The sequence below is a fragment of the Peribacillus sp. TH27 genome, assembly GCF_016650915.1.
GTDB classification, from domain to species: domain Bacteria; phylum Bacillota; class Bacilli; order Bacillales; family DSM-1321; genus Peribacillus; species Peribacillus butanolivorans.
The window spans coordinates 5,175,277-5,187,675 of the sequence record NZ_JAEKEV010000002.1 but is presented as its reverse complement, the minus strand read 5'-3'; the positions used below and the strand labels follow the sequence as shown (position 1 = coordinate 5,187,675).

General features: G+C 38.7%; 11 protein-coding genes. 3 read left to right on the top strand and 8 right to left on the bottom strand.

Going from position 1 to position 12,399, the window contains the following annotated elements; all coding sequences use genetic code 11:
* Nucleotides 1-9: 9 nt before the first annotated feature.
* The 4 genes from JFU24_RS30450 to JFU24_RS26430 form a co-directional block, all read right to left on the bottom strand.
* The gene (locus JFU24_RS30450) at nt 10-483 is read right to left on the bottom strand and encodes a CotD family spore coat protein (protein ID WP_242485397.1); all 474 of its coding nucleotides are present in this window, start codon (nt 481-483) and stop codon (nt 10-12) included.
* Nucleotides 484-952: 469 nt separating this feature from the next.
* A complete protein-coding gene (locus JFU24_RS26440; protein ID WP_201250712.1) occupies nt 953-2,221 on the bottom strand; it encodes a ribonuclease H-like domain-containing protein in 1,269 nt (422 codons plus the stop codon).
* A gap of 12 nt (nt 2,222-2,233) precedes the next feature.
* Nucleotides 2,234-4,534, bottom strand: a complete 2,301-nt coding sequence (locus tag JFU24_RS26435; protein ID WP_201223804.1) for a DEAD/DEAH box helicase — start codon at nt 4,532-4,534, stop codon at nt 2,234-2,236.
* 123 nt (nt 4,535-4,657) lie between these two features.
* Nucleotides 4,658-5,422: an alpha/beta fold hydrolase gene (locus tag JFU24_RS26430; RefSeq protein WP_201250711.1), complete on the bottom strand. Its 765-nt coding sequence runs from the start codon at nt 5,420-5,422 to the stop codon at nt 4,658-4,660.
* Nucleotides 5,423-5,560: 138 nt separating this feature from the next.
* Between JFU24_RS26430 and JFU24_RS26425 the strand changes: the two genes are divergently transcribed.
* A complete protein-coding gene (locus tag JFU24_RS26425; RefSeq protein ID WP_098176855.1) occupies nt 5,561-6,025 on the top strand; it encodes an Hsp20/alpha crystallin family protein in 465 nt (154 codons plus the stop codon).
* Between the two features lie 77 nt (nt 6,026-6,102).
* On the opposite strand, the gene JFU24_RS26420 is transcribed toward JFU24_RS26425, so the two are convergent.
* From JFU24_RS26420 to JFU24_RS26405, 4 genes are all read right to left on the bottom strand, one after another.
* Entirely contained in the window at nt 6,103-6,750 is a 648-nt protein-coding gene (locus JFU24_RS26420; RefSeq protein ID WP_242485509.1) for a YppG family protein, read from the bottom strand.
* A gap of 78 nt (nt 6,751-6,828) precedes the next feature.
* Nucleotides 6,829-7,197 carry a YppE family protein gene (locus JFU24_RS26415; RefSeq protein WP_162878644.1) on the bottom strand — a complete coding sequence of 123 codons (369 nt, stop codon included), beginning with the start codon at nt 7,195-7,197 and terminating at the stop codon, nt 6,829-6,831.
* Nucleotides 7,198-7,266: 69 nt separating this feature from the next.
* Entirely contained in the window at nt 7,267-7,542 is a 276-nt protein-coding gene (locus JFU24_RS26410; protein ID WP_053346742.1) for a hypothetical protein, read from the bottom strand.
* Nucleotides 7,543-7,876: 334 nt separating this feature from the next.
* Nucleotides 7,877-8,854, bottom strand: coding sequence for a DUF2515 family protein (locus JFU24_RS26405; protein WP_201223798.1), 978 nt, complete (start codon nt 8,852-8,854; stop codon nt 7,877-7,879).
* A gap of 146 nt (nt 8,855-9,000) precedes the next feature.
* Between JFU24_RS26405 and recU the strand changes: the two genes are divergently transcribed.
* Both recU and JFU24_RS26395 read left to right on the top strand, forming a co-directional pair.
* Nucleotides 9,001-9,612 (top strand): Holliday junction resolvase RecU, encoded by a 612-nt coding sequence (recU, locus tag JFU24_RS26400; protein WP_082527551.1) that lies wholly within the window; start codon nt 9,001-9,003, stop codon nt 9,610-9,612.
* A 28-nt stretch (nt 9,613-9,640) separates the two neighbouring features.
* Complete coding sequence (locus JFU24_RS26395) at nt 9,641-12,364, top strand: PBP1A family penicillin-binding protein (RefSeq protein WP_201250709.1); 2,724 nt, start codon at nt 9,641-9,643, stop codon at nt 12,362-12,364.
* Nucleotides 12,365-12,399 lie beyond the last annotated feature (35 nt).

The following is a 12,399-nucleotide window of genomic DNA, read 5'->3' as shown; positions in this document are numbered from 1 at the left end:
CCTTAAATTTTAATATCCGAAATGCCCAGGTGGGCAGCAATGATGGTGGTGATGCGGCCTTCCACAAATAAAGTTTTGAGTGTAACACTCATTCACTACAGATTGAGTATGCGGAAAGTAATGTTTATACGTGTTTACATGTTTATTAACGGTTGTAGTATGTGATGGGTGAACGACAGGTATCACTGTGTTCGAAACGTTTGTATTAACATATTGCTGCGTTGGAGATACTTGTGCTGGGGCTACTTGAGATGGAAGTGCTTGTGTTGGACCATATTGCGCTGGAGATACCGCAGTCGGATAACCGCCAGCCATCGGATAACCGCCAGCCATCGGACTAGTATAAGCTCCCATTACATGGGAAGGTTTTTTTCCAGTTGAAGCACCCATTACATTTGATGCTCCCATTACATTCGATGCACCCATTACATTGGATGTTCCCATAACATTGGATTTATGTCCTCCACAATTACGAAAATTCATTTATATTACGTCCCCTTTCGTCATAATAATTTTGGTCTTACCATTATAGACTATGAAAAAAAGGGGCTACGTGTACTGATGAAAAGACCTATTTATACGTAATAAGTATAAAACTCTATGCGACAACCTAAAAGTACACATCGTTATATGTGATAGCCCTACAAAAGTGCTTGCAGAGTGAATTTCTTATAAAAAGGAGTAGAAACTGTCTTTTAATGATGTAAATAAAACAATCGTTAAACAAAGGACAACAAAAAATAGAAATAAAGTCGTTTTATACATTTCTCCGCTCCGCTTTCACCTTGAATTTAAATGATGTAAGGCATGAAATGAATGTTTCAGAATTTCACCCTCAACCATTACCATTTTACACATAATGACTGAATGCTACAATATTTGTAACCATTTTTTTAAATTTCATAATCACGTATTTATTGACTATGTAGATTCCTATTTAAGACTATCTATATTATACAAGTCTACCCTTAGAACCTTTTTTCCTTTCGAGTCTTTGAATCCTTTTTTTCAGATCCAAGATTTTTTTTGGTAGATGGTTGCCATTCTCTGTCCTCATCATCTCTTGATGCGCATTTCTAGCACAATTTATTGCTGAAGCGATGTCCTTAAATTGATGTTCAAATAATTTTGCACATTCAATCTGAGCCTGTATCCTTAAGTGAACATCCCCTTTTAAAGCAACTTCCTTCCAAATCTCCAACGCTTCATTGAATTGCTTTTGCTTCTTTTTCTGAAAGGCTAAAGCATTACCAGCTATAATCCGATCTTCCTCACTTCCTACTTCCAATATTCTTTGATAGGTCTCAACCGATTCCTCTTTTTTTCCTAGATAATCGAGCCAGCGTGCAATTTCCATCGACTCTTCCGTATATCCATCTATTTGGAGAATTTTCCGGGACAAGTGAATATACAGAGTGATTAGTGATAAAATATCCACTTCATTATGCTTCATGATTCCAAACAAAATTTCCGGGTTCTTTCTTTCAACGAAATCAAAGTAAATCATCGGCGCCAAATATCCAGGAATATCATCCTCTCTATGTACACCTAAAATGTCTGTTTCGACAACGGATAATTTTACACGTTCTAATTTGTTTTTCCAAAGGCGTCTTGAAGCATGATACAAATCAAAATGTCCGAATTCAGGCAGTTTTGGAACATGTTCCTTTATCAAGGTATGTCTGGTTTTTAACTGCGGCCAATCAAATGACTTACCATTATATGTGACAAGGGTTTCATAATTGATGTTTTCCAGAAAGCTTTGGTAAAGCGGTATTTCACTACCAGGCTGTGGCAAGATATGCTGTTTAACGACCACTTCTTCACCTTCTAAATAGGCATAACCTAGTAAAAAAATTGTATTTCCGGCACCACCGCCAAGCCCTGTTGTTTCGGTATCGAAGAAAAAGAGTTCTTCGCTTTTTACACCTTTAGCGGAAAGGGGATGCACTAATGAAGTTTGATTCCATTCTTTCACAATCTTTTTCAACTCAGAAAATGAATACAACCCATGCTTATGATTAAGGGGATAGCGGACTTCACGGATGAAACAATAGTCATCATCGAAATGAAAGGAAACGGTATCGTTCTCCAGCCACTTATCATGAAAAGGAATATCTGTATTTACTGACGTGCTATCTTCCTCTATAGGAGAAGGATTGTTCACTGGTTCTAAGTTCATATGTGTTTTCATACGATTCAATTTATTTTTTAATGACAAAATACTGCACCTCTATTCACATACCCCTGCATTTGATGCATGGTTTCCCTTACAAAACAGATCCAATAACCGCTTTGCATCACTTTTGGCTGTCTTCGAAGCAGATTCCGTTCCGATACAGGAAGGACAGCCGTTTTCACAAGAACAATTTTCGATCATTGATTTTGTTTCCAACAAAATAACCGCAGCATTTTCAAACACTTTATCACTTAGTCCTATTCCACCTGGATAACTGTCATAAATAAAAATGGTAGGTTTTTCATTATGTGCTGCTTTAACTTGTGGATACACATGTATATCATGGGGATCACACATTACATAAAGCGGAATCATGTAATTCAGCGCGTGTGAGGCACCTATCATTCCTTGCTCGATTCGATTTTCATCCCATTCAAAAATATCAGGTTCCATGGAAAGCATGGCAGAGCTCGTATGAAGTTCCACTTCCGGGAGGCTGATTGGCCCTGATCCAATATTTTCATGAGTCTCAAATTTAATTTTTTTGAATATCGTAGGCATCGCCCGGATAGAGACATCTCCAAAAGCTGCTGTAGTTGAAGAGAATGTTTGCTGTTTATCCACTTCCAATACAGATAACTGAACAGCAAGGTTAGCATCGGTGTAATAGTCCACATTGACTTCACGTACATACGCTTTCTTTTCTTCCCAATCTAATTCTTCCACTTGGAATTGTATTCCTTGATGCAAATAAATTGCTTCATCGTGAAGAAGGGTCATCGCACTGAACGTATCCATTTCTCCGATAACCCTATTGTCTGGGGCATTCGTTTGATCGACGATGACGACATTTTCCTGTGCTGCAGAACGAAGACTGATATTGCTCGCCGGAAATGCGTCATTCATCCAATGCCATTTATCGCCATTTTGGTGTAAAACTCTTTCTTCTGTCAGAAATTCAAGAACGTCCATAATCTCCGCTTTGCCAAAGGCATCTCCTTTTTTAAAAGGAAGCTCATATGCTGCACATTTGATATGATCAACCAAGATTACGAGATTATCTGGATTAATTCTTGCGGTTTCCGGATTTCTCGTAAAGAAATAGTCAGGATGCTTCACGATATACTGATCAAGAGCACTAGAGCTGCCGACCATGATGATTAAAGCTTCTCCATGCCTTCTACCTGCACGTCCTGCCTGCTGCCAGGCGCTCGATATTGATCCAGGGTAGCCAGTCATGATGCAAACCTGAAGCTGACCGATATCAACCCCTAACTCAAGAGCATTCGTAGAGATCACACCATAAATTGAACCATCCCGCAGCCCCTTTTCAATTTCTCTACGCTGTGTTGGCAAATAACCTCCACGATAACCTCGGATCGATTTTGGACCCAACTGTTTGGACACTAGTTCCTGTAAATAGGTTAGTAAAATCTCCACACGGACCCTGCTTCGAGCGAAAACAATTGTTTGAATCTTATTTTTCAAAAACTCATTTGCGAGTTTCCTGACTTCCAACACCGCACTTCTTCGAATATTAAGCGGTTTATTAATTACTGGCGGATTATAAAACACAAAATGTTTTTTTCCGCTCGGTGCTCCATTGTTATTGACCAGAACCATCTCTTTTTCCGTAAGTTCCTCAGCCAACTCTTTTGGATTATTGATTGTCGCAGATGTACAGATGAATACAGGATCACTTCCATAAAACTGGCAGATTCGTTTTAGTCTTCTAATGACGTTTGCCGTATGACTTCCAAAAACGCCTCGGTATATATGAAGTTCATCGATGATCACATACTTTAAATTCTCAAATAAAGAAACCCATTTCGTGTGATGCGGCAGGATTCCCGAATGGAGCATATCAGGGTTGGTAATCACAATATGCCCTGCCTGACGTATTTTTTGCCTTATATTGGATGGTGTGTCTCCATCGTACGTATAACTATTTATATCAGCTTCCATCTCATTAATCATTTCGTTCAATTCACTTTTTTGATCATAACTTAATGCTTTTGTCGGAAAAATATAAAGTGCTCTTGTTTTTTCATCTTCAAGTACTTTTTGAAGAACTGGCAAATTATAGCATAACGTTTTACCAGAAGCTGTCGGTGTGACAGCCACAAGGCTTTTACCACTCACAGCAGTCTCAAAAGCAGTCGCCTGATGGGTATACAACCCATTTATCCCTCGTTTATTAAGAGCCTGCTTGATTTTATCATCTATTTGATCTGGGAAAGAGACGATTTTTGCCTCTTTCGCGTCAATAACTTGCCAGTGAACAATATTATTTTTAAATTCCTCATTTGTTTTTAAACCAGTGATAACTTCTTGTAAATTTTTTCGCAGTTTCATATAACCCACCTCATACTCCTATTCTACCGAATGAACGTTCTGTACAAAAGGGAAACTATTTCCTTTTACAAAAAAAAAGCAGGAAACGGTAAAATTCCGTGTTCCTACTTGTTATTTCTTCACTTATTTTCCTTCGACAAAACGTATAATTTCTTCGGCAAGTTTGCCTGGGGCTTCCAACATCCCCATATGCCCGCTTCCTTTGAGTATAACTTCTTTAATATGATCCCCTTTTACAGTAAAGGTTTTTTTAGCAGGAATAACCTTATCTTGTTCACCTGCAACCAAAAGGACAGGTAGCTTTGTATCTTTCAGTACATGATTTCGGTCTCTTCTTTTCCTCATAGCATGCAAACAACCGATTGCTCCACTTTCACTTGTTTTATAACCTATTTCTTTTGCATTTTCAATGTTAGGATCATCAGATTTAGCAAAAAGCTTCGGTACAAGTCCGTCAATAAAGGCAGGGATCCCGTCAATTTCAATTTTTTCAACAGATTTTAACCGCCCTTCCTTCCCAGCCTCATCGTCAGGCAATGCGGTGGAATGAATGAGGGAGAAACCACTCAATTTTTCAGCAAACTGCTCAGCAAATGACAATGTGATATAACCTCCGAGCGAATGACCGAACATGTAAACCTGATTGATTTGCTGTTCATCTAAGAATGCAGCAATATTCACTGCCATATCTTCAATCGTGAAAGATGTCCCTAGTGGCTCACTTGCACCATGACCTGGTAAATCAATGGCAATAACTCGATATTTATCTTTTAAACCACTAATGATGTCCTGCCAATACCCATGACTTCCGCAAAATCCATGGATAAATAGCAACGTTTTTTTACCTTCCCCGCTATCTATGTAAGAAAGCTTGTTCCTTTTATTCATCTCTATCCCTCTTTTCTAAAAATAATCATTTAGTAACGTTATTCCCTTCCTCCCTATATCTAAACCCTTCTTTGATTCACACATATTAAGTCTCTACATAGCCTATATGCAAAGGAATTTTTAGAAAGGAGCACCGTGATGACCTCTTCTGAAAAAAATAATAACCACAAGGGCAGAAATGAGCCTTTTACCCATTTTATTCACAAGATGGATCGATTGTTTTCCGAGAGACCCAAAGGCATGCTGCAATCACTTGATGATTTCTTTAGTTCAGCAAAAGAACGAAGCTTTCCGGTCGACCTTCATGAGACGAATTCCGAATATATCCTCACTGCTAGCTTGCCCGGAATTGCACGCAGCCAAATTTCCATTGATTTGTTGACCCAGGCGGTAACCATCTCGGCAAATCATGTAGATAGCCTTGCTACGCAACATAAAACTCAAGGAATGTTTCAGAAAGATCTGTCAGCAAGCCGATTATCTAGAACCATTTCCTTTCCAAAACCAATTAATGAAAGAAAAGTAACAGCAAGACATCGCGATGGCATTCTCACTCTACATTTACCCAAGGTTAAGGGAAATCGAATTGAAATCAATGATTAATCTTTTTAAGCAATTAAAAAGCAGACTTAATTAAGTGGCTGGGTCACTTGTAAGTCTGCTTTTACTTTATTCAACATCTAAACTTTGAAGAAGCCCCCTACTCCTTTGACCATTGAAGAAACTTGAGAGACTGTATTCATCATTTGTCCAGCTGTGTTCATCATTTTCGTTATATCCATGGATCCATCTTGTGTTTTGAATTGATTCATAACCGACTTGATACCCGATGGCTGCTGTTTTTGCATGAATTGCTGCTTTGGATATGGATTGTGAGCCTGCTGCTGATTTTGTGGGGGACGTTTAGCCGGCTGGAGCGGGTTATCAAACGGACTAAAAGCTTGAGGCTGATGTTGCTGCTGATGTTGCTGCTGATAGGGCTGCAGTTGCATTGGCTGCATTGGCTGCTGCATTGGCTGCATCGACTGCTGCATTGGCTGCATTGGCTGCTGCATTGGCTGCATTACACTGTTGCCTGGAAACGCTCCCACAGGCATCACCTGTTGTTGCATTTGTTGAAACGGATGATAGGCCGCCTGTTGATATGGGTCATGATTTGTCGGCATATAGCCCCCTTTTTCCTGGGGAGGATAAGGATACATATATGGTTCTTGATTACTGGGCTGAGGATACGGCATTGGCTGCTGGTATCCTCCCCAGTATTCTGATATTGATTGAGGATAATGTTCTTGACTAGGGGAGACTTGGTTATAACCGGATCTCATCATTTTCAATGAGCCCTCCTCATTATTCATGGCATGGTTCCAATAATATATGAAAAAAGAGGAAATATAGTGTAGGTGTTTTTATGATAATATCCGATCGATTTCTGATTTAACATTATTAAGAATAAACACAACCGATTGGACATGACTTTTAAATCGCTTGTAACTGGTTTTTGGAAAAAATGCCTGAACGGCTACATCGGAAAGGTTATGTGCTGTTTGTTCAATTTGCTCGGGGAAAAGATGTTTAAACTCCGTTTCTTTCATCCACTCCTTCATTCCGCTTTCCCATTCCATACAAATGGTTCTGACTTGATCTGCAAACGGCTTAACCTCAGAAAAGAAATCCTTTTCTTTTCCTTCCCTACGTACATTTTCATATATATCATCTGCTTTAACCGCATAATTCAATAATTGTTCAGTTAATCTTTGAAGATTTTCTTTTTGCACAATAAATTCCTCCGCACATTTGTTTCCAATAGTATAATCTAGTTCCTTATAAAATGAAATCCTGTTGGCTTAAAACTGCACTTCAGCTAAAATCTTGTGCGTCCTTTTGGATTTATCTAGTGTAATGGAATAGGAATGGTTTTCTTTTTCAGTATTAATCCAATAATCTTCTGCTTTCTCAATGGCCTCCTGGGCTTCATTTACTAATGTATACTGCTCTGCCCATAGTTTACACCTTACTGTATTAACAGTTTCTCCATATGAATTTTCCAAACAGTCCAGACTGGTACTGATCTCAGCTATCATCCTTAGTATTTCCTCTGTTGCGACACTATTATTGACCATGCTGACCCCTCCCATTCATTACCTGTACTATTCTTTTTTTTATTAGAAAGCCCTTCAACGTTGACAAAACTAGAAGGGAATCGGCAAAGAAAGTGCTATTCACTTAATTTATTGGGACCTTCGACAACAATGGCAGAATGAAGAATGGAGTTTTAAACAAAAATACAGACAGGAGGTGAATTTTATGCAGTCGAATGAAAGCAGACAGAAAGCAAACGAAAAACGACAAAAGCCGCCCAGCAACAAGGCAGGAACGGGAAATCCGAAACTTAGTGGAGAAAACCGGCCCTCTACCTAAGGCTGTAACACTTGCATCACCATTAACAGGGAAGGCTTAATCAACGCCTTCCCTGTTTGTCATTTTATTAAAAAACCAATTTTTGACCATTACGGCTGTGTGTAGCTGTTTTTGTTTATGGTCATACCAGTCGGTCAACATAGGGTCTTCCTCCCATTTAGGTTTTATAAACCACTCCTTTTTAATTTTTTTATTTGAATCCCACTGTTCAATCTTTTCTGCCTTATGATGGATGATTGGATAAACTCCCCGCAGCATCGGTGTCTCGTGGTACCTAGGCCTTTTTCGATATTGTTCATAATCGAAGCGGGCTCCGGTTGGCTCAGTGCGGCAGGAAAATTCATGAAATAGTGGAAACAACTCCTTAGAAAATAAAAGATTAGCCAATTTTTTCCCCAAATTAATTCTTTCATCGATATTTCTAAAATGCGAAACGGACGAACCATACAATTTCCCATTGCAAGTAGGAAATAATACAGTACTAAAATGCATCCAGTCCTGCAGCAAAAATAATAATGAATGAAATACGAAAGATTGCTTTTTAATAACCGGTTTTTCAATGATATTTTGTTCATTTATTATTAGAGCAGTGACTAATTTTTCGTGATTTCTATGTTTCCAAAAAGATTTCCATTGATTTGTCATAAATTTGGTAATAAAAAAATAATGACATAAGTGAAACAAAGGACGCCCATACTTCGTCGAATAATGATAGAGCAGTAATTGTGGATAAGCATCCTGGAAAATACGCCAATTCGCTTCTTCATATGTAAGGAATAATTGAAGTCTGTATTTAGAACTAAGTAAATGAGAAAACCAAATCCCTTCAAGATCACACATATTCCAGCCTGCATTTCGGGAAACCATACCTGCCAAAAAGGACCATTGGATTTCTGGATGAGCATTAAAAAATTGTTCATATGCTTTAGTTCTTGATATATTATCTCTATTCCCTTTTGCAGTTTGAACTTTTATGGAGTAGAGTAATTGCATTTCCGTCTTTGGAATTCGCATTCTAATGCTCCCAACCTTTCAAGAAGGATAAAATGTGACAATTGTGTTGTACTTAAATCCTATCGTTCTAAGAAACAATTCTTTTTATTCACATTTTAGATTCTTTTTTTGCTAATATAGATAAGTGAAAAAAAGGAGGGGTAAAAGTGGCATTTCATTATCCCAACGGACGAAGATTTGTACCGCAGGCAATGGAAGAAAAGAAAAGCCCACTTAAAGAAATCAGTTATAGCAACCGGGGAAAAACATTAGAAGATGATTTGAACGAAACCAATCAGTATTATTTAGCACACGGTATTGCCGTCATTCATAAAAAACCAACACCTATTCAAATTGTCGATGTTCACTACCCGAAAAGAAGTGCCGCTGTTATTAAAGAAGCATACTTCAAACAAGCATCGACTACCGATTACAATGGTGTTTATAAAGGAAAGTACATTGATTTTGAGGCAAAGGAAACGAAAAACAGCAGTTCCTTCCCTCTTAAGAATTTTCATGACCATCAAATTGAACATATGAAACACATTGTTCAGCATGACGGAATTGCATTTGTAATCATCCGATTTTCTGCTACGGATGATATATATTTAATGAGTTCTGAACAACTAGGTTTTTATTGGAAAAGAATGAAAGACGGCGGACGCAAATCTATTACTCTCCAAGAGGTCGAAAGTAGTTCAGAAAAGATTACTCTTGGCTTTCAACCGAGAATTGACTATATTAAAGTAGTAGATTTACTAATCGCAGAAAATTTTTAGTTTTTTTTAGAAAGGCAGGTTAGCTGTAATGGCTGAAAAATATAATACTAGAGAAGAACGCCGAAAGCAGGGGCAGACTCAGAAAAAGGCACCAAAAAATGGGCCGAAAAAGTCAGCAAGCATGCTCAAGCGCATTTTTCTTATACTCGTTACAATTGGAATTATCGGCTTAGTCACTGGAGGTGCTGCATTAGCTTACTTTATAAGTGATGCTCCCAAACTTGATGAAAAGCTTTTAAAAGATCCAGTTACTTCAAAAATCCTTGATGAAGATGGTAAATTACTGGCAGAGGTTGGCAGAGAGAACCGGGATTATGTCAATTATGAAGATATACCTGATCTTGTAGAAGAAGCCTTCCTGGCAACAGAAGATTCCCGCTTTTATAAACATCACGGGGTTGATTTTTTACGTCTGGGTAGCGCAGTCATCGCCAACGTCAAAAATGGATTTGGCTCAGAGGGTGCTAGTACTTTAACCCAACAAGTTATCAAACGTTCTTATTTAACGCCTGATAAAACTATTAAAAGGAAAGTCCAAGAAATGTGGCTATCCATACAGCTTGAAAGAAAGTATACAAAAGAAGAAATTTTTGAAATGTATGTTAATAAAATTTTCTTTGCAAACCGTGCAAATGGGATTTTGACTGCATCTCAAACATATTATGGAAAAGATTTAAGTGAATTGAAATTAAACGAAGCGGCCATGCTTGTTGGATTACCGCAAAGTCCAAGCCGTTATGATCCATATAAATATCCCGAACGTGCAAAAGAACGTCGCGATATTGTACTTCATTTAATGAATAAACATGGTTATATATCCGAGAAGGAAATGAAAGATGCTCAAAATATCGATATTGCTGAAGGACTTCAAGAAGTTGATAAGAGTCAAATAGACACGACAGCTTATGATGCGTTTATCGACTTAGTAATTGAGGAAGTCGGGGATATGGGAGACTATAACGTCTTTACAGATGGATTAGAAATACAAACGACTATTGATAAAGATGCCCAAGAATATGTTTATAAAATGCTAAATAGTGATGAAGTCATCAATTACCCAAGTAAGGACCTTCAAGCCGGCCTTACCTTGCTTGATACACAATCGGGTGAAATTAAAGCTGTAGGCGGCGGTAGGAATACAACTGTTAAGCGCGGCTGGAATTATGCAACGGATGCCAAGCGTTCACCTGGTTCGACCATTAAGCCAATTCTGGATTATGGTCCTGCAGTAGAATATTTAAATTGGTCCACCTACCATCAAATCAAGGATGAGGAATATACCTACAGTGACGGAACACCGCTTAAAAATGCTTCAGGGCGTCATTATGGTACAGTTACGACTCGTGATGCACTGGCAAGGTCATTAAATATCCCTGCCTTAAAAACGCTTCAAGCAGTCGGCTTGGACCGGGCACGTGATTTTGCTGTAGACCTGGGCATTCCTTTTGATAAGGAAATCACCGAATCCGCTGCAATTGGCGGTGGCAAAGATGTTTCCACACTAGAACTTGCCGGAGCATACAGCACATTCGGTAACAGCGGAATCTATAACAAACCGCATACAGTGAAAAAAATTGTTTTACGTGATAAAACTACGATCAAAAACAAAATGGAAACGAAACCTGTAATGAAAGATTCAACTGCTTTTATCGTGACGGACATGCTGAAAAGTGTCATGAAAGAACCTTATGGAACAGGAAGGTTAGCCAATATACCTAATCTCCCGGTAGCCGGTAAAACGGGGTCAACCAATTTCACGCCTGAACAGCGTGCAAAGAACAACATCCCATCTTCCGGTGTAAAAGATAGCTGGATGGCGGGTTATACAACCAATTATACAGTCGCAGTATGGGCTGGTTATGATAATGCTTCAGGTGGGCAAATGGAATATCTGGGTGATTCATCACAAAGAATTCCAAAAGCAATATTTAAGAATTTAATGGAATATATGGCAAATTCAAAGGAAACTAAAGACTTTGAACAACCAGACAGTGTAGTAAAAGTTGGCATCATAAAAGGCTCAAATCCAGCTATTAAAGCCAATGAATATACGCCAAGTGATAAAATCACTTATGAATATTATGTTAAAGGGCACGAGCCAACACAAGTAACGACAGAATATAAGAAAATGGACTCACCTAGTATCAACGCTTCCTATAATCAAGAAAGCAATGAAATTCAGCTATCATGGTCATATCCTCAAAGTGATGGGGATCCGCAATTCGAAGTCAACGTGTCCGTTGATGGCGGAGCTCAAAGTGTGCTGAAAAAATCTAAGGATACTAGCTTGACGATTCCAAATCCAACCCCTGGAAGTAAATATACTTTCTCTGTTGTAGCAAGAGTTGATAATCAACAAAGTGATCCTGCTAGTACCTCTGTGGAAATTCCTGCAGAAGCGGTAGAACCTGAGAAACCAGACGAGGATATTGAAAAACCAGCCGAAGATGAAAATCTGGAACAAGAAACTCCAACCGAAGGCGAGGACAATCAAGGCAAAGACAATCAAGGCGAGGACAACGGCAATGGCAACACCGAGAACAATGGCAATGGCAATGGTAATGGTAACGAAAATGGAAACGGCAATAACAATGGCAATACAGATGATGGAAGTGGCAACAAAGACGACGAAAACGTTGTTGATGAAGGAGATACTGAACCTGGCACAGTAGAGGAGAATAAACCAGAAAAACCAGTCGAGACTCCTGATCCCACTCCAGACCCAGACCCAGATAAAGAAAATGCAGACTAACAAACAAAAAAAACGTCTAAGCTTTAAGCTTAGAC

Bases quoted from the DNA above. Each gene is read 5' to 3' on its own strand.
- JFU24_RS26430 (WP_201250711.1), bottom strand. From the start codon at position 5,422: ATGAATAAAAGGAACAAGCTTTCTTACATAGATAGCGGGGAAGGTAAA.
- JFU24_RS26420 (WP_242485509.1), bottom strand. From the start codon at position 6,750: ATGATGAGATCCGGTTATAACCAAGTCTCCCCTAGTCAAGAACATTAT.
- JFU24_RS30450 (WP_242485397.1), bottom strand. From the start codon at position 483: ATGAATTTTCGTAATTGTGGAGGACATAAATCCAATGTTATGGGAACA.
- JFU24_RS26410 (WP_053346742.1), bottom strand. From the start codon at position 7,542: ATGGTCAATAATAGTGTCGCAACAGAGGAAATACTAAGGATGATAGCT.
- JFU24_RS26435 (WP_201223804.1), bottom strand. From the start codon at position 4,534: ATGAAACTGCGAAAAAATTTACAAGAAGTTATCACTGGTTTAAAAACA.
- JFU24_RS26405 (WP_201223798.1), bottom strand. From the start codon at position 8,854: ATGCGAATTCCAAAGACGGAAATGCAATTACTCTACTCCATAAAAGTT.
- JFU24_RS26395 (WP_201250709.1), top strand. From the start codon at position 9,641: ATGGCTGAAAAATATAATACTAGAGAAGAACGCCGAAAGCAGGGGCAG.
- JFU24_RS26425 (WP_098176855.1), top strand. From the start codon at position 5,561: ATGACCTCTTCTGAAAAAAATAATAACCACAAGGGCAGAAATGAGCCT.